The 17,171-nt window shown below is 70.8% G+C and carries 14 protein-coding genes and 1 pseudogene; 3 read left to right on the top strand and 12 right to left on the bottom strand.

From position 1 onward, the window contains the following. Positions 1-44 precede the first annotated feature (44 nt). From EHS43_RS17455 to atzF, 3 genes are read left to right on the top strand one after another with little or no spacing between them, the layout of a single operon-like run. Positions 45-641, top strand: coding sequence for an urea amidolyase associated protein UAAP2 (locus EHS43_RS17455; RefSeq protein WP_125191692.1), 597 nt, complete (start codon positions 45-47; stop codon positions 639-641). Continuing rightward, positions 638-4,144 (top strand): 5-oxoprolinase/urea amidolyase family protein, encoded by a 3,507-nt coding sequence (locus EHS43_RS17450; RefSeq protein WP_125191691.1) that lies wholly within the window; start codon positions 638-640, stop codon positions 4,142-4,144. Before EHS43_RS17455 ends, EHS43_RS17450 begins: the two co-directional genes overlap by 4 nt. A gap of 32 nt (positions 4,145-4,176) precedes the next feature. Further along, the gene (atzF, locus tag EHS43_RS17445; RefSeq protein ID WP_125191690.1) at positions 4,177-5,823 is read left to right on the top strand and encodes an allophanate hydrolase; all 1,647 of its coding nucleotides are present in this window, start codon (positions 4,177-4,179) and stop codon (positions 5,821-5,823) included. Between the two features lie 69 nt (positions 5,824-5,892). On the opposite strand, the gene EHS43_RS17440 is transcribed toward atzF, so the two are convergent. The 12 genes and pseudogenes from EHS43_RS17440 to EHS43_RS17385 all read right to left on the bottom strand — a co-directional run. Then, positions 5,893-8,757 (bottom strand): RNA helicase, encoded by a 2,865-nt coding sequence (locus EHS43_RS17440; RefSeq protein WP_125191689.1) that lies wholly within the window; start codon positions 8,755-8,757, stop codon positions 5,893-5,895. 40 nt (positions 8,758-8,797) lie between these two features. Next, positions 8,798-9,688, bottom strand: a complete 891-nt coding sequence (locus EHS43_RS17435) for a diacylglycerol kinase (protein WP_125191688.1) — start codon at positions 9,686-9,688, stop codon at positions 8,798-8,800. A gap of 31 nt (positions 9,689-9,719) precedes the next feature. Next, on the bottom strand, positions 9,720-10,670 hold the full coding sequence (gene tatC / locus EHS43_RS17430; RefSeq protein WP_185806287.1) for a twin-arginine translocase subunit TatC: 951 nt from the start codon (positions 10,668-10,670) through the stop codon (positions 9,720-9,722). A gap of 48 nt (positions 10,671-10,718) precedes the next feature. Then, the gene (tatA, locus tag EHS43_RS17425) at positions 10,719-11,006 is read right to left on the bottom strand and encodes a Sec-independent protein translocase subunit TatA (protein WP_125191686.1); all 288 of its coding nucleotides are present in this window, start codon (positions 11,004-11,006) and stop codon (positions 10,719-10,721) included. A gap of 258 nt (positions 11,007-11,264) precedes the next feature. Further along, a complete protein-coding gene (locus EHS43_RS17420; RefSeq protein WP_125191685.1) occupies positions 11,265-11,459 on the bottom strand; it encodes a hypothetical protein in 195 nt (64 codons plus the stop codon). Positions 11,460-11,521: 62 nt separating this feature from the next. Then, on the bottom strand, positions 11,522-11,812 hold the full coding sequence (locus tag EHS43_RS17415; RefSeq protein ID WP_125191684.1) for a hypothetical protein: 291 nt from the start codon (positions 11,810-11,812) through the stop codon (positions 11,522-11,524). Further along, a complete protein-coding gene (locus tag EHS43_RS17410) occupies positions 11,809-12,873 on the bottom strand; it encodes a YafY family protein (RefSeq protein ID WP_125191683.1) in 1,065 nt (354 codons plus the stop codon). The genes EHS43_RS17415 and EHS43_RS17410 overlap by 4 nt, the downstream gene beginning before the upstream one ends. A 19-nt stretch (positions 12,874-12,892) precedes the next feature. Further along, on the bottom strand, positions 12,893-13,846 hold the full coding sequence (locus EHS43_RS17405) for a YafY family protein (protein ID WP_125191682.1): 954 nt from the start codon (positions 13,844-13,846) through the stop codon (positions 12,893-12,895). 188 nt (positions 13,847-14,034) lie between these two features. Beyond that, complete coding sequence (locus tag EHS43_RS17400; RefSeq protein ID WP_020117713.1) at positions 14,035-14,406, bottom strand: FKBP-type peptidyl-prolyl cis-trans isomerase; 372 nt, start codon at positions 14,404-14,406, stop codon at positions 14,035-14,037. Positions 14,407-14,492: 86 nt separating this feature from the next. After that, positions 14,493-15,497: an FKBP-type peptidyl-prolyl cis-trans isomerase gene (locus EHS43_RS17395; protein WP_125191681.1), complete on the bottom strand. Its 1,005-nt coding sequence runs from the start codon at positions 15,495-15,497 to the stop codon at positions 14,493-14,495. 127 nt (positions 15,498-15,624) lie between these two features. Further along, positions 15,625-16,986 carry a Pup--protein ligase gene (pafA, locus tag EHS43_RS17390; RefSeq protein WP_020117715.1) on the bottom strand — a complete coding sequence of 454 codons (1,362 nt, stop codon included), beginning with the start codon at positions 16,984-16,986 and terminating at the stop codon, positions 15,625-15,627. A gap of 9 nt (positions 16,987-16,995) precedes the next feature. After that, positions 16,996-17,171: pseudogene (locus tag EHS43_RS17385) on the bottom strand (MFS transporter); the annotation flags it as partial.

Raw genomic sequence — 17,171 nt, 5'->3', positions numbered from 1 at the left:
GCCTTCCTCAACACCGCCGAATTCCTCGCCTCGAAGGGACGCGCATGAAGTCCGTGGTTCCGGCCCGCTCCCCCTGGTCCTCCGTCGTCCGCGAGGGCGAGACGCTCACCATCACCGACCTGCGCGGCAACCAGGCCGTCGACTTCCTCGTCTACGACGCCCACGACACGTCGGTCCGCTACAGCGCCCCCGACACGATCCAGGCGCAGGGCGGCATCTTCCTCACCACGGGCAGTGTGCTGATGTCCAACGAGCACACCCCCCTGATGACGGTCACCGCCGACGACGTGGGCCGCCACGACACGGTCGGCGGCGCCTGCTCCAAGGAGTCGAACACCCTGCGCTACGGCCACCACACCTGGTCGCAGCACGCTTGCGTGGAGAACTTCCTCGCCGAGGGCTCGCGGCACGGTCTCGGCAAGCGCGACCTCGTCTCCAACATCAACTGGTACATGAACGTCCCGGTCGAGAAGGACGGCACCCTGGGCATCGTCGACGGCATCTCCGCCCCGGGGCTGTCCCTGACCCTGCGCGCCGAGCGAGACGTCCTGGTCCTGGTCTCCAACTGCCCCCAGGTCAACAACCCTTGCAACGGTTTCGACCCCACGCCCGTGCAGCTGACGATCGGTGCCGCCGCATGACCTTCGACACCCTCCTCGTCGCCAACCGGGGCGAGATAGCGGTCCGCGTCCTCCGCACCGCCCGCGAGCTGGGCCTGCGCACCGTCGCCGTGTACTCCGACGCCGACCGGGCCGCCCCCCACGTCCGGCTCGCCGACCACGCCGTGCGCCTCGGGCCGGCGCCCGCGAAGCAGTCGTACCTCGACGCCGACCTGGTGCTCAAAGCGGCCAAGGACACGGGGGCCGGGGCGATCCACCCCGGCTACGGATTCCTGTCCGAGGACGCCGTCTTCGCCCGCCGCTGCGAGGACGCGGGGATCGTCTTCGTGGGCCCGACACCCGAGCAGCTGGAACTGTTCGGCGCGAAGCACACCGCCCGGGCCGCGGCGCAGGCGGCCGGGGTACCGCTGGCCCCGGGAACGGGCCTGCTGCCCTCGCTCGGCGACGCCCTCGACGCCGCCGAGGTCATCGGGTATCCCGTCATGCTGAAGGCCACCGGCGGTGGCGGCGGCATCGGCATGTCGGCCTGCCGTTCCGCCGGTGAACTGACCGACGCCTGGGACCGGGTGCAGCGGGTCGCCGCCGCCTCCTTCTCCTCCGCCGGCGTCTTCCTGGAACGGCTCGTCGAGCGCGCCCGCCATGTCGAGGTGCAGGTCTTCGGCGACGGCGAGGGCACGGTCGTCACCTTCGGCGACCGCGACTGCTCCCTCCAGCGCCGCAACCAGAAGGTCGTGGAGGAGGCACCCGCACCGGGCCTGCCCGCTCACGTGCGCGCCCAACTGGCGGACAGCGCACGCGAACTGTGCGCCTCCGTCGGCTACCGCTCCGCGGGAACCGTCGAGTTCGTCTACGACGCCGCCCGCGAGGAGGCCTCCTTCCTGGAGGTCAACACCCGTCTGCAGGTGGAGCATCCGGTCACCGAGGAGATCTACGGCGTCGACCTGGTCGAGTGGATGCTCCGCCTGGCCCGGGGCGAGCGGGACGTCGTACGCACGCCGGGCGCCCCGCGCGGCCATGCCGTCGAGGCCCGCGTCTACGCCGAGGACCCCTCCCGTGAACACCGGCCCAGCGCGGGCCTGTTGACGCGGGTCGAGTTCCCCACCGGGGTCCGCGTCGACGGCTGGGTGGAGACCGGCACCGAGGTGACGACGTCGTACGACCCGATGCTCGCGAAGATCATCGCGTACGGCCCGGACCGCGCCCACGCCCTGCGGCGACTGGACGAGGCTCTGGAGCGCACCCGCGTCGACGGCATCGAGACCAACCTGGGTCTGGTCCGAGCGGCACTGGCGGACACCGGCTTCAGGCGGGCCGCGCACTCCACGGCGACCCTCGCCGGGGTCAAGGACCCGACCCCGCGCATCGAGGTCGTGACGGCGGGCACGCTCACCACGGTCCAGGACTGGCCCGGCCGCACCGGCTACTGGCAGGTCGGTGTTCCGCCGAGCGGCCCGATGGACGACCGTTCCTTCCGGCTCGGCAACCGGACGCTGGGCAACCCAGAGGGGGCGCCCGGTCTCGAATGCACCCTGCAGGGGCCGTCGTTGAGGTTCACGCACCCCACGACCGTCTGTGTGACGGGCGCTCCGGCCCCGGTCACCGTCGACGGCACACCGGTGGCGCAGTGGGAGCCGGTGACCGTGCCCGCGGGCGCGGTCCTGGAGGTCGGCGCGCCCGCCGAACACGGACTGCGCACGTACGTCCTGTTCGCGGGCGGCCTCGACGTCCCGGCCTTCCTCGGCAGCGCGAGCACCTTCACGCTGGGCCGCTTCGGCGGACACGGCGGACGGGCGCTACGGACGGGTGACGTCCTGCACGGGGGCGGCCGAACCGACGGCACGCCCGTGACGGACCGCCCGTCAATCACCTCCACCTGGCACATCGCCGCGGTCGAAGGCCCGCACGCCGCCCCGGAGTTCTTCACCGAGGACGACATCCGCGACTTCTACGCCGCCGACTGGAAGGTCCACTTCAACTCGGCCCGCACCGGGGTCCGCCTCGTCGGCCCCAAGCCCCGCTGGGCCCGCACCGACGGCGGCGAGGCCGGCCTGCACCCGTCCAACATCCACGACACCCCGTACTCGGTCGGCGCGGTCGACTACACGGGCGACATGCCGGTGCTGCTGGGCCCGGACGGGCCCTCGCTGGGCGGTTTCGTGTGCCCGGCGACCGTCCTCAGCACCGAGCGCTGGAAGCTGGGCCAGCTGCGCCCCGGCGACACGGTCCGCTTCGTCCCGGTGACCACCGACGGTTCGGCGCGCTCGGCAATCGTGGACGGCGGCATCCTCGCCCGCGACGGGGACGTGACCTACCGCCGCAGCGGCGACGACAACCTGCTGGTCGAGTTCGGCTCCATGCAGCTGGACCTGGCGCTGCGCATGCGCGTCCACGCGCTGATGGAGGCGGTCGCCGCACAGGGTCCGGACGGCGTCACCGACCTCACCCCCGGTATCCGCTCCCTCCAGATCCGGACGGACCCGGAAAGGCTGCCCCAGCTCGAACTCCTCGCCGCGGTACGGGAGATCACGGCGCCCCTGCCCCCGTCGGACGAGCTGGTCGTCCCCTCCCGCACGGTCCACCTCCCGCTCTCCTGGGACGACCCGGCCACCCGCGAGGCGATCGCCCGCTACATGGCGGGCGTACGCGACGACGCCCCCTGGTGCCCGTGGAACATCGAGTTCATCCGTCGCGTCAACGGCCTGGCCTCGGTGGACGACGTCCTCCGCACGGTCTTCGACGCCGAGTACCTCGTACTGGGCCTGGGAGACGTCTACTTGGGCGCCCCCGTGGCCACGCCCCTCGACCCGCGCCATCGCCTGGTCACCACCAAGTACAACCCGGCGCGCACCTGGACGGCGGAGAACTCGGTCGGCATCGGCGGGGCGTATCTGTGCGTGTACGGCATGGAGGGGCCCGGCGGCTACCAGTTCGTGGGCCGTACGACCCAGGTGTGGTCGCCCTGGCAGCAGCGCGGCGCGTTCGAGCCGGGCTCGCCCTGGCTGCTGCGCTTCTTCGACCGCATCAAGTGGTATCCGGTGGACGCGGACGAACTCCTGGAGCTGCGGGCGGACATCGTCTCCGGCCGCTTCGTGCCCCGCGTCGAGGAGGGCACCTTCTCGCTCGCCGGGTACCAGGCCTTCCTCGCCGAACACGCTGATTCCATAGCGGAGTTCAGGACGCGTCAGCAGACGGCCTTCGCCGTGGAGCGGGGCGCCTGGGAGGCGGCGGGCGAGTTCGCCCGGGCCGAGTCGGCGTCCTCGCCGGCGGCGGCCCCCGCCGATGTCGTGGTCCCTCCCGGCGGGCGTCTGGTCGAAGCCGAGTTCGCCGCGTCCGTATGGCAGGTGAACGTCGAGCCGGGCGACGAGGTGGCGGCCGGCCAGCCGCTTCTGGCGCTGGAGGCGATGAAGATGGAGTCCAGGGTGCACGCGCCGACGGCCGGTGTGGTCGCGGAGATCCTGGCAAGGCCCGGCGACCAGGTGGAGGCGGGGACGGCACTGCTCGTCCTGGCCCCGCCCGCACGGTGAGCCGGTCCCGCACAGTGAAGGAGGAGCGCGTCATGTCCAGCACCGTCACCCGGGTCCGTGCCGCCTACGACCGCGTCGAGGCCGTGGACCGCCCCGAGATCTGGATCGATCTGCGTCCGCGGGAGGAGGTCGAGCGGGAGGCCCGGGCCGTCGACGAACGGCTCGCGCGGGGCGAGCGGCTCCCCCTCGCGGGCCGCCTGTTCGCCGTCAAGGGCAACATCGACGTGGCGGGCCTGCCCACCACCGCGGGCTGCCCGTCCTACGCCTACCGTCCCGCGGCCGACGCCCCGGTGGTCGCCGGTCTGCGCGCGGCGGGCGCGATCGTGCTCGGCACCACGAACCTGGACCAGTTCGCGACGGGCCTGGTCGGCACCCGCTCCCCGTACGGCGCGGTCCGCAACGCGTACGACCCCACGAGGGTGAGCGGCGGTTCCAGCTCCGGTTCGGCGGTGGCCGTGGCCCTCGGCATCGTCGACTTCGCGCTCGGCACCGACACGGCGGGCTCGGGCCGGGTCCCGGCCGCCTTCAACGGCATCGTCGGCCTCAAGCCCACCCGTGGCCTGGTCCCCACGGCCGGGGTCGTCCCGGCCTGCGCCTCGATCGACTGCGTGACGGTCTTCGCCCGCACCCTCCCGGAGGCCGAGCAGGCGCTGTCCCACATGGTGACGGGCACCGCCCCGTCCCTGCCCGGCCGCCGCCCGGGCCCCTGGCGGATCGCCGTCCCCGCGCGCGAGCAGCTCGGCGAGCTGGACGAGGGCTGGGCCGCGGCGTACGAGTCGGCGGTGGACCAGCTGGTCACGGCCGGCGCGTCCGTGCGCGAACTCGACCTCACGCCCTTCACGGAGGCGGCGGCGATGCTCTACGAGGGCGCCTTCGTGGCCGAGCGCTACACCGCGGTAGGGACCTTTGTCGACAAGGCGACAGCGGTGAACGACGACTCCCTCGATCCCACGGCCGCCGCCATCATCACCCGGGCCCGCGACCTCCCGGCCCACCGGCTCTACGCCGACCTGGACCGGCTGGCCGTACTCCGCACCCGGGCGCTGACCGAACTGGCCGACGCGGACGCCCTGTTGCTGCCGACCACCCCGGGTCACCCCACCCTCGCCGAGGTCGCCGCCGACCCCGTGGGCGCCAACGCCCGCCTGGGGCGCTTCACCAACTCCACGAACCTCTTCGACCTGGCCGCTGCCGCCGTCCCGGCCGGTGAGGTGAACGGCCTCCCGTTCGGCGTGATGCTCATCGGCCCGGCACACACCGACGACCGCTTGGCCAGGATCGCGAGCCTGCTCCGTCCGGAGACACGGCTCGCGGTGGTCGGCGCCCACCTGACGGGCCAGCCACTGAACCCCCAGCTGCTGGCATTGGGCGCCCGCCTGGACCGGACGACCACCACCGCACCCGTCTACCGCCTGCACGCCCTGCGGACGACTCCGCCCAAACCGGGGCTGGTCCACGTGGGCGAGGGCGGCGCGCAGATCGAGGCAGAGGTGTGGCGTCTCCCGGCGGAGGGCCTGGGCCGCCTTCTGTCAGCCCTCCCCCGCCCGATGGCGCTGGGCACGGTGGAACTGTCGGACGGCAGCTCCGTCCCCGGTTTCCTGTGCGAACCCGGCGCGCTGGAGAACGCCGAGGACATCACGGAGTACGGAGGCTGGCGGTCCTATGTGAACGCCGAGTAGGGCGGCCCACCCGGGGGCGCGGGGAACTGCGCGACAAGCCACAGTGAGCCCGCGCCCGCCATCGCAACATCACCCCACCGATGAGTAGGCCACAACCCCCCGCAGCAGCAGATCAACGGCCTTCCGCGCGTTCTTCGCGACGGACGAGGACCCGTCACCCCCGGAAACCGGCGCCGCCGCCGAGATCTGCCCCAGCACGTCGATCACCTGCTTGCACCACCGCACGAAGTCCCCGGCCGGCATCTCCGCCTCCCGGAGGACCTCGTCCAGCCCCTTGCCGGAGGCCCACATGTAGGCGGCCCAGGCGAAGCCGAGGTCGGGCTCGCGCTGGCCCACCCCTTCGGTCTGGTTGATCCGGAAGTCCTCCTCCAGGGCGTCCAGCCGACCCCAGATCCGCACCATCTCACCGAGCGCGGCCTTGGCCTTGCCGGACGGCACCTTGGGCGCCATGGCGTCGTCACCCACCCGGGCCTCGTACACCAACGCCGACACGCACGCGGCCAGTTCGGCGGGGGCGAGCCCCTCCCAGACGCCTTCGCGCAGGCACTCGCTGGCCAGCAGGTCGAGCTCGCCGTACAACCGCGCCAGCCGCTTGCCGTGTTCGGTGACCTCGTCGCCGCGCAGGTAGTCCAGCTCGGTCAGCAGGGCCACGATCCGGTCGAAGGTGCGCGCGATGGTGTTCGTGCGCCCCTCGATGCGCCGCTCCAGCTGCGAGGTGTCGCGCAGCAGCCGGTGGTAGCGCTCGGCCCAACGGGCGTGGTCCTCACGGTCGTTGCAGCCATGGCAGGGGTGCGCACGGATCGACGTGCGCAGCCGCGCGATCTCCCGGTCGTCGGCGGCCTGCGAGCGCTGCTTCCGCGCCCGCTCCGGCGGGATGTGCCCGGCCTTCGTACGCAGCGCGGAGGCCAGGTCCCGACGGGACTGCGGCGAGCGCGGGTTGAAGGACTTGGGGATCCGCATCCGCTCCAACGCCTGGACCGGCACCGGGAAGTCCATCGACGCGAGCCGCTTGACCTGCCGCTCGGCGGTCAGCACCAGCGGCCGCGGGCCGTCGTGGTGATCGAAACCCCGGTGGCCGTTGGACCGCCCGGCCGGCAGGCCCGGGTCCAGCACCAGCGCGAGTCCGGCGTACTTGCCCGTCGGCACGTGGATGACGTCACCCGGCTTGAGCTTCTCCAGCGCGACGGCCGCCTCGGCCCGCCGCTGCGCGACCCCCTGCCGGGCCAGCTCCGTCTCGCGGTCCTTGAGCTCGCGGCGCAGCCGCGCGTACTCCTCGAAGTCGCCGAGGTGGCAGGTCATGGAGGCCTTGTAGCCGTCGAGCCCTTCCTCGTTGCGCTGGACCTGCCGGGAGATCCCGACGACCGACTTGTCGGCCTGGAACTGCGCGAACGACGTCTCCAGGAGCTCGCGCGAGCGGTGCCGCCCGAACTGCTCGACGAGATTGACCGCCATGTTGTACGACGGCTTGAAGCTGGAGCGCAGCGGGTACGTGCGCGTGCCCGCGAGTCCCGCCAGGTGCTCGGGGCTGCTCCCGCGCTGCCACAGCACCACCGCGTGGCCCTCGACATCGATGCCGCGCCGCCCCGCGCGCCCCGTCAGCTGGGTGTACTCGCCGGGCGTGATGTCGGCGTGCTGTTCGCCGTTCCACTTGACGAGCTTCTCCAGCACCACCGAGCGTGCGGGCATGTTGATGCCCAACGCGAGCGTCTCGGTCGCGAACACGGCCTTGACCAGCCCGCGCACGAACAGCTCCTCGACGACCTCCTTGAAGGTCGGCAGCATGCCCGCGTGGTGGGCCGCGATACCGCGCTCCAGGCCCTCCAGCCACTCGTAGTACCCGAGGACGTGCAGGTCCTCGTGCGGAATCGACGCGGTGCGCTCCTCGACGAGGTCGCGCACCCTGCCCCGCGCCTCGTCGTCGTTCAGCCGCAGTCCCGCGTACAGGCACTGCTGGACGGCCGCCTCGCAGGCGGCGCGGCTGAAGATGAACGTGATGGCGGGCAGCAGACCCTCGGCGTCGAGGCGCTCGATGACCTCGGGCCGGCTCGGCGTCCACACCCTGGACCGCTGCCGCCGCTCGCGCTCCCGGTCGGCCTCACGCATCGCCCGGCCGCGCCTGCGGTCCTGGTAGGAGGGCCGCTGGGCCTCCATCCGGGCCAGCCGCACGAGGTCGGGGTTGACGGCCTTCTTGTTGCCCTCGCCCTCCTCGAACAGGTCGTACATCCGCCGCCCGGCGAGCACGTGCTGGAACAGCGGCACGGGCCGGTGCTCGGAGACGATCACCTGGGTGTCGCCGCGGACGGTGTCGAGCCAGTCACCGAACTCCTCGGCATTGGACACGGTCGCCGACAGCGACACCAAGGTCACCGACTCGGGGAGGTGGATGATCACCTCTTCCCACACGGCACCCCGGAAGCGGTCGGAGAGGTAGTGCACCTCGTCCATGACCACGTATCCGAGGCCGAGGAGGGTCTGCGAGCCCGCGTACAGCATGTTGCGCAGCACCTCGGTGGTCATCACGACCACGGGGGCGTCGGAGTTGACGCTGTTGTCACCGGTGAGCAGGCCGACCTTGTCCGCGCCGTAACGGCGGCTCAGGTCCGCGTACTTCTGGTTGGACAGCGCCTTGATGGGGGTCGTGTAGAAGCACTTCTTGCCCTGCTTCAGGGCGAGGTGGACGGCGAACTCGCCGACGATCGTCTTGCCGGAGCCGGTGGGGGCGGCCACCAGCACGCCCTTGCCGGCTTCGAGAGCCTTGCAGGCCTCGATCTGGAAGGGGTCGAGACCGAAGTCGTACATCTCGCGGAAGCCCGCGAGCGCGGTGGCCTGCTCGGCTGCCCGCAGGCGGGCTGCCGCGTACCGCTCGGCCGGTGAGAGGTCCTCTGTCATCGTGCTTTCGAGCGTACCGGGCCCCACTGACAACAGGACGATCATTATCCGGATCGGATTTCGTGAAACCTGCTCTTCATGCAGTTCAAGGACCTATGACCGTGACCGCGGCGGGGACGCACCGCGCGGTGAGCGGCAGCGGCCCGAGGGGTTCGCCGTCCGCGTACCCGGTCACGCCCGGTGCGGCGATCTCGACCCGTGCCGCCCGCACCACGCTCACCTGGGGATGGTCGACGTGGGTGCCGCGGTACACCCTCGGGAACACCCGCAGCAGGGTCGTACGGCTGCAGTCGCCGACCACGGTGACGTCGAACAGCCCGTCGGTGAGGTCCGCGCCCGGGCAGATCCGCATGCCGCCGCCGTACGACGAGCCGTTGCCGACCGCCACGAGGGTCGCCTCGACCTCGCGGACCTCGCCGCCGTCGAGTGTGATCCGGTACGGGAGGGGCCGGAAGGCGGCGAGTTCGACGAGCAGGGCGAGGTCGTACTTGAGGCGGCCCGCGGGCCATCGCATGCGGTTGCCGCGGTCGTTGACGCGGGAGTCCAGGCCGGAGGCGAGGACCGTGCCGAACCATCGGTCGCCGACCCGCCCCAGGTCGATGTCGTGGACGCGGCCCTCCTTGAGGGCCCCGGCGATCAGCCGTCCCGCGGCGGCGGGGTCGCGCACCGGCAGCCCCAGGGCACGGGCGAAGTCGTTGCCGGTGCCGGCGGCGACCAGGCCGAAGGGGGTGCGGGTGCCGGCCACGGCCTGCAGGGCGAGGTTCGCCATACCGTCGCCGCCGACCGCGATCAGGGCGCCGGTGCCGTCGCGGACGGCGGCACGCGCGCGGGCGAGGGCGTCGGCGGCGTCCTCGCCGAGTACGGTCCGCACGGCGAAGCCCGCCGCCCGCAACGCGGAAGCGGCCGGCTGCGCCGCGTGGGCGCCCCGGCCGCGACCCGCGGTGGGGTTGACGAAGAGGGTGATCTCGCTGGTCACGGAAGTGACCTTACGAGCCGCTTCCCGTGCGTCAGGTCACGTCGTCATAACCGTTGACCCGGTCCGTGGCCGACTGCTCGGGCAGCGCCCGGCTCGCGGAGACGGTCTCGACCTCGCCGATGTCCTCGGGGGTGAGATCCAGGTCGGAGGCCTCGTCGTCGTCGGGGCCCTCGGCCTCGCGGCGGCGCCGGCGCCGGTCGTTGAGCAGGGAGAAGGCGGTCGCCGCGAAGTACAGCACCCAGATCGGTGCGGCGAGCGCCAGCATCGTCAGCGGGTCGGTGCTCGGGGTGGCGACGGCCGCGAACACGGTGATGGCCATGATCATGCCGCGCCACCAGCCGAGCATCCGCTTGCCGGTGATCAGCCCGGTGAGGTTGAGGAAGACCAGCAGCAGGGGCAGCTCGAAGGAGAGCCCGAAGACCAGCACCATGCGCAGGACGAGGTCGAGCAGGTCGTCCAGCGGCAGCAGGTTGGAGGTGCCGCCCGGAGTGAAGCCGATCAGCACCTGTGCCGTGGTCGGCAGGACCGTGTAGGCGAAGTAGGCGCCGATGAGGAACAGCGGGGCGCCGGTGCCGACGAACGCGTAGGCGTACTTCTTCTCGTGCCGGTGCAGACCGGGGGCGACGAAGGCCCACAGCTGGTAGAGCCAGACCGGCGAGGCCGCCACGACGCCGGCCATCAGCGACACCTTCAGTGCCAGCGTGAAGGGGGCGAGCAGGCCGTTGATCGTGATCTCGGCGCACGGCTTGGTCGACTGCGTCGACCTGGCCAGTTCCGCGAAGGACTTGTCACAGCCGACCGAGTCGAGGATCGGCTTGGTGATCAAGTTGATGATGTCGTTGTAGAAGAAGGCAGCGACCACCGTGACGGCGACGATGGCCAGCATCGCCTTCGCGAGCCGGTTGCGGAGCTCACGAAGGTGATCCGCGAGAGGCATCCGCCCCTCGGGATCCCTCTCTTCTTTGCGGGCAGACTTGAGCAACCCACGTTCCCATCTCGTGCAGGCGGGCCGGAGGTCACCGGCCCCGCGTCAGCGCTTGGTCGTGTCCGTCGGCTCGCTGACCGGGCGCGAGCTGCTCACGTCGCCGGGGGCGGCCTGGATGGTGCGCTGAGAGGCCTGCTCGTCGGTGTTGGGCGGGCCGGCCGGGGTGGCCGTGTTGCTGCCGCCCTCCTCCTTCATCGCCTTGGCCTCGCTCTTGAGGATGCGAGCGGACTTGCCGAGCGAGCGCGCCATGTCGGGAAGCTTCTTCGCGCCGAACAGCAGGATGATGACGACGAGGATGAGAATGATCTCGGGGGCGCCGAGCCTTCCGAACATAAGTCTTTACCTTCTCACCGAGGCGGCTTGTGGGGTGCTGTCCGACCGGTCGGACATGTGTCCGATCAGTCGTGCTGGCAGCGATCGTAACGCTCAGGGGTGAACGCCTGGCAATCCCTGTGCGTACTCCCGGTTCGCGGCCGAGCCTCGTTATACGGACCGCGATCAGCAGCGTACCTGCCGACCCTGCCACGGTGACAGGGCGAAGTGGCCCAAAACGCATGCGTCGCCGGACTCACACCCAACTCTCAGCCGTACTCACAGGGAGTCGACAGAACGGGCCGTGCTCACCGCCGCCCGCTCCAGGTCCTCCGCGGCCCTGTTGATGCGCTGCGCGGAATCCGTGACCTGGCGGCCGAGACGCTGCGCCTCCAGGAAGACCCGGACGGCGAGCACACCGAGCACGGCGAGACCCACGAAACCCACAGCTACCGCGAACATCGGCCAGAACATGACACCGAGCCTAGTGGTTCCGGAGGGACGAGAGAGCGGAGGGCGCTGGAGGGCGGAGTGCGCTAGAGGGTGGAGTGCAGCCGCAGCGTCCGCACCCCGCCGCCGGTCAGCAGCTCCACGATCCGCTCCCCCGCGGGCTTGCGGACGGCCGCGCCGCACTCGGGGCAGGTGAAGGAGTAGAAGGTGGTGCGGCTGGACGCGCCGATGGCGAGGCGAAACGCGCTGGCGGCCAGCTCGAAACGCTCCCGGCAGTCCGGGCAGCCCGCCTTGAAGGTCACCGGAGCCGCACTCCGCATCCCCGCGAAGGCGGCAGCCACCGTGATGCCCGCACCAGACGTCGCCGACTCGCTCAAAGCCCCTGCTCCTGCCTGTCGTACTGACCGTCGTCCTGCCTGTCGCGCCCCGCGTCCACCGGGTGCGCGCCCTGCGCCTCGACCCCGTCGTAGGCCGCGAGCGCCTCACGGGCCGCCTCGCGGGCACTGTCGGCGAGGTCGCGCGGCGAGACGATGCGGCCGTCGCGGCCGAGCCGGAGCGCCAGCCTCCGCAGGGACGCCGGGTCGGGGGTGCGGAGGGTAATACGCAGCCCGCCGTCGGAAAGCTCATCCGCACTGTCGTGCGGGTAGTACTCCGCGACCCAGCGACCGCCGGGACCGACCTCGACGACCACCTCGGGGTCCTCGGCAGCGGGCTGCACCAGCCCCTCCGACAGGTCCCTGAGCTCGACCTCGGGCGGCGCGGACGGCTCGTCGAGGATCTTGATCTCCGCGACCCGGTCGAGCCGGAAGGTGCGCCGCGCCTCGGAGCGGCGGCACCACGCCTCGACATAGGTGTGACCGACGCTGACCAGGCGGATCGGGTCGATCTCGCGCTCGGTGAGTTCGTCACGGGCGGGCGAGTAGTAGCGGATCCACAGGCGCCGGCGCTCGGAGATGGCCCGGTCGACGTCCGCGAACACACCGCCCTCCGACTCGAAGGTCACCGACAGCCGCGCACTGGCACCGGCGGCCTCACCGGCCGCGGTCTCCACCTTGGCGGTGGCCCGCAGCAGCGCCTGCCGGTCGCTCTCCCTGAGGCCGGGCAGCGTGGAGACCGCGCGGGCGGCCACCAGCAGCGCGGTCGCCTCGTCGGCCGCGAGCCGGAGCGGCTCTGCCGTCTCCTCACCGAGCGCGGCGGGGTTGTGCCACCAGATCCGCTCGCCGTCGGTGTCGATGTCGAGCAGGTCGCCGCCGCGGAAGCTGGTGCCGCACATGGGCAGCACATCGAGGTCGGAGACCAGCTCGTCCTCGGTGATCCCGAAGGCGCGGGCCACGTCCTCGACGCGCGCTCCGGGACGCTCCTTCAGATAGGTCACCAGCGAGAGCATCCGCCGGGTCTGGTCGATGGCGTTCGTGGGCCTGACCGGTTTGCCTGCCACAGTTCTCTTCCGCTCCCCCTCAGCCCTTGGCCACGGCACGCAGCCGGTCCACCACGTCGGCCCGCAGCTCGGCGGGCTCCAGGACCACCACGTCGGGACCGAACTCCACCAGCCAGGCGTCCAGGCCGTGGCCGTACGGAATCTCCAACTCGTCCCAGCCGTCTCCCAGTTCCCGCACCGAGGTGGCCTTCGCCCGAAGGGGGTAACCGGCGTCCGCGCGCAGCCGGATCAGCGCGCTGCGGTCGGCGGTCTCCCCCGCCCAGCCCGCCACGGTCTCGCGGACGGTGACGACATCGGGGACCGGGGCCGTGAACTGCGCCCCGCGCGAGCGCACCTTGCCGGTAATACGGGAGAGCCTGAAGACCCGCTCGGCACCCCGGTCCCGGTCGAATCCGGCCAGGTACCAGTGGCCCCGCCAGCACTCCAGCGCCCACGGCTCGACATGGCGCGGCTCGGGGCGAGCGGCGGTGGCCTTGCGGTAGTCGAAGACGACCGGGCGCCGGTCGCGGCAGGCGAGCATCAGCGGCTCGAAGGAGGCCTCGTGCACCGGGATGCGCGGCTCCAGCGCGCCGTGCGCCTCGTACGGGTCGACGTCCTCGGGCAGCCCCGCCGCGCGCAGTTTCTGCAGCGCGCCGCTGGCCGCGCCGGCGAGCCGGGCCTGCTGCCACACCTTCGCCGCCAGGCCCAGGGCAGCGGCCTCCTCGGCGTCGAGGGTGATGGGCGGCAGCCGGTTGCTGTCCCGGCGGGCGAGATAACCGACTTCGCCGTCGAGGTTCTCAACGGTCTCGATCACGAGCCCGAGTTCGCGCAGATCGTCCTTGTCGCGCTCGAACATCCGGTTGAAGGAGTCGTCGGAATTGGCTTCCAGGTAGGCCTCGATGGACTCCCTGAGCTCGCGCTTGCTCAGCGGCCGTCGCGTCCCGAGCAGACACAGCGCCAGGTTCATCAGCCGCTCGGCCTTGGCAATGGCCATCGACGCCCTTCGCCTCCCTATGGTGCTTACGGACGATGACCGTACCGCCCCGAAGGAGCCAGGCAAAAGCCGAGGGCCCATGCCCGGACAGGCATGGGCCCTGGTCGATCAGGTCCGGTCGGATGTCGTACGACGATCCGGCCACGACGCGATCATTTACGGCTCCTCCGGTGACTCCGGTACGACGATCAGACGCCGAGGAGGTCGACCACGAAGATCAGGGTCTCACCGGGCTTGATCGCCGGAGTGGGGCTCTGGTTGCCGTAGGCGAGGTGGGCGGGAATGGTCAGCTGGCGACGGCCGCCGACCTTCATGCCCTGCACGCCCTGGTCCCAGCCCTTGATGACCCGGCCGCCGCCCAGCGGGAAGCGGAACGGCTGACCACGGTTCCAGCTGGCGTCGAACTCCTCGCCGGTGCTGAAGGCCACGCCCACGTAGTGGACGGTGACGGTCTGGCCGGCCTGCGCAACCTCGCCGTCGCCCTCCCAGATGTCCTTGATCTCCAGGTCCGCCGGGGGCTCGCCGCCCGGGAAGTCGATCTCGGGCTTGTCGATGCTCACGTCACTCGCTCCTGCTTGTTCACGGAAAGGCAACAGGGACCAGTCTTACATCCCTGCGCGGGACCCGCGCGCAGGTCCCCCGTGCGTCACATCTTCGCGAGGATGTCCACGGTGAAGACCAGCGTGGAGTCCTTCTCGATCCCGCTGCCGGCCGGCGGGTTGTCGCCGTAACCCAGCTTCGGCGGGATGGAGATCAGCACCCGGGAGCCGACCTTCTTGCCGGTCAGGCCCTGCGCCCACCCCTTGACGACCTGCTGGAGCGAGAACGACGCCAACTGCCCCCGCTTGTACGTCGAGTCGAACTCCTTGCCGGTGTCCCACACCACGCCCTTGTACTGCACCAGCAGCGTGCTGTCGGCCGCGACCTCGTCGCCGTCGCCCTCGATGACGTACTCCGACACCAGCTTGGTCGGCGCGTCCGCCTTGGGGATCTCGATCGAGGGCGCCTTGCCGTCGGTGTTGGTGCCGACCTTCGGCAGCTTGGCGTCGCTCTGCGCGACATCCTTGCCCTTGGCGGAGCTCTTCGCGTTGAACGTGTCCTGCACGTCGACGACGAACACCAGCGTGTCGGTGCCCTTGATGCCCGCCTGCGCGTTGCCCTCCTTGCCGTACCCCCACGTGGGCGGGACGGAGAACTCGACCCGGCTGCCGGCCTTCTTGCCCGTCAGGGCGTACCGCCAGCCGTCGATGATGCTGTTCTGCGCGAGCTGGATGACCAGCGCCGTCTTGCGGTCGTAGGAGTTGTCGAAGACCTTCGCCGTGCTCCAGATCTGGCCGAGGTAGTTGGCCTGGATGTAGTCGCCCTCGGCGACGGTGGTGCCGCCGCCCGCGATGAGCGTCTTGACCGCGAGATCCTTCGACGGCTCCCCGCTGCCCTTGGCGACCGTCGGCTTCTCACCGAACTTCGTGCCCGCCGTGACGGCCGGCAGCGGACCGGCGACGATCTTCGGCGGCGGCGCCTGGGAGCCCGAGGAGGACGGCGAGGGTGACGCGCTGTCGCTCGCCTTGCTCGAGTCGGACTTGTCGTCACCGCATGCGGCGAGTGTGGCCAGTCCTGCGGGAACGGCGATGAGAAGGGAGCGTCGGCGCACGGTGAGAGCCTCGTAATCGGTCGATCTTGTTGATGGCGTGCGCGCAACTCTACGGCGTGCGAAGGGCGCCGTACGGGAAACGTACGGCGCCCGTGTTGCGTTCCGGCGGTGACGCGGAACGCTTTGCTCACATTCCGGCGATCAGTTTCTCCACCCGGTCGTCGACCGATCGGAACGGGTCCTTGCACAACACCGTGCGCTGCGCCTGGTCGTTGAGCTTCAGGTGGACCCAGTCGACCGTGAAGTCCCGGCGCTGTTCCTGAGCCCTGCGGATGAAGTCACCGCGCAGCCGGGCCCGAGTGGTCTGCGGCGGAACGGACTTGCCCTCGAAGATCTTCAAGTCGTTGCAGATACGCGCTGCCTGACCCTTCCTCTCCAGAAGGTAGTAGAGACCACGACGGCGGTGAATGTCGTGATACGCGAGGTCTATCTGCGCGACCCTCGGGTGGGACATCGTCATGTTGTGCTTGGCCCGGTACCGCTCGATCAGCTTGTACTTCATGACCCAGTCGATCTCGGTGCCGATCCGGTCGAGGTCCTCCGCCTCGATCGCGTCCAGCGTGCGGCCCCACAGCTCCAGGACCTGGTCGACGGTGCCGGTACGGATGCCCCGCCGCTCGACGAAGTCCACGGCCTTCTCGTAGTACTCGCGCTGCACCTCCAGCGCGGACGCCTCACGGCCGCTGGCCAGACGCACCTTGCGCCGGCCGGTGATGTCGTGGCTGACCTCGCGGATCGCCCGGATCGGGTTCTCCAGGGTCAGGTCGCGCATCACGGTGCCCGCCTCGATCATGCGCAGCACCAGGTCGGTCGCGCCGACCTTCAGCAGCATGGTCGTCTCGGACATGTTCGAGTCGCCCACGATCACGTGCAGGCGGCGGTAGCGCTCGGCGTCGGCGTGCGGTTCGTCCCGGGTGTTGATGATGGGCCGGGAACGCGTCGTGGCCGAGGAGACGCCCTCCCAGATGTGCTCGGCCCGCTGACTGACGCAGTACACCGCGCCCCGCGGGGTCTGCAGCACCTTGCCGGCACCGCAGAGAAGCTGCCTGGTGACCAGGAACGGAATGAGAATGTCCGCGAGCCGGGAGAACTCCCCGTGGCGGGCGACGAGATAGTTCTCGTGGCAGCCGTAGGAGTTGCCGGCCGAGTCCGTGTTGTTCTTGAAGAGGTAGACGTCGCCCGCGATTCCTTCCTCGTGCAGGCGTCGTTCGGCGTCCACCAGGAGTCCTTCGAGAATGCGCTCGCCCGCTTTGTCGTGGGTGACCAGTTCGGTCACGTTGTCACATTCGGGTGTCGCGTATTCCGGATGTGAGCCCACGTCGAGATAGAGGCGTGCGCCGTTTCGCAGAAAGACATTGCTGCTGCGGCCCCATGACACGACACGGCGGAAGAGGTACCGCGCCACCTCGTCGGGAGACAGGCGCCGCTGTCCCCTGAACGTACACGTGACGCCGTACTCGTTCTCCAGCCCGAAAATGCGGCGGTCCATGACTGAACATTACGCCCGATCCCCCGAGCTGAAACGGGGTTCGGCCGCACGGTTTGGATCATTTTCCGATGAAGCCGCAACCACCGCCTGCCGGGCGGGAGCTGCGAGGACCCGCCCGGTGGCCAGCAGGACCACCAGCGACACACCCCCCGCGACCGCCGGCACGGCGAAACCCCACAGGGCCC

Origin of the sequence: Streptomyces sp. RP5T, assembly GCF_003933965.1 — a bacterium.
Classification (GTDB): Bacteria; Actinomycetota; Actinomycetes; order Streptomycetales; family Streptomycetaceae; genus Streptomyces.
Note: the sequence above shows the minus strand (reverse complement) of the source record. Positions and strands in the feature narration are given on the sequence as shown.

What these genes read in the sequence shown, in the direction of transcription:
- EHS43_RS17455 (WP_125191692.1), top strand. Translation starts at nt 45, where the DNA reads ATGAAGTCCGTGGTTCCGGCCCGCTCCCCCTGGTCCTCCGTCGTCCGC.
- EHS43_RS17450 (WP_125191691.1), top strand. Translation starts at nt 638, where the DNA reads ATGACCTTCGACACCCTCCTCGTCGCCAACCGGGGCGAGATAGCGGTC.
- atzF (WP_125191690.1), top strand. Translation starts at nt 4,177, where the DNA reads ATGTCCAGCACCGTCACCCGGGTCCGTGCCGCCTACGACCGCGTCGAG.
- EHS43_RS17440 (WP_125191689.1), bottom strand. Translation starts at nt 8,757, where the DNA reads ATGATCGTCCTGTTGTCAGTGGGGCCCGGTACGCTCGAAAGCACGATG.
- tatA (WP_125191686.1), bottom strand. Translation starts at nt 11,006, where the DNA reads ATGTTCGGAAGGCTCGGCGCCCCCGAGATCATTCTCATCCTCGTCGTC.
- EHS43_RS17420 (WP_125191685.1), bottom strand. Translation starts at nt 11,459, where the DNA reads ATGTTCTGGCCGATGTTCGCGGTAGCTGTGGGTTTCGTGGGTCTCGCC.
- EHS43_RS17405 (WP_125191682.1), bottom strand. Translation starts at nt 13,846, where the DNA reads ATGGCCATTGCCAAGGCCGAGCGGCTGATGAACCTGGCGCTGTGTCTG.
- pafA (WP_020117715.1), bottom strand. Translation starts at nt 16,986, where the DNA reads ATGGACCGCCGCATTTTCGGGCTGGAGAACGAGTACGGCGTCACGTGT.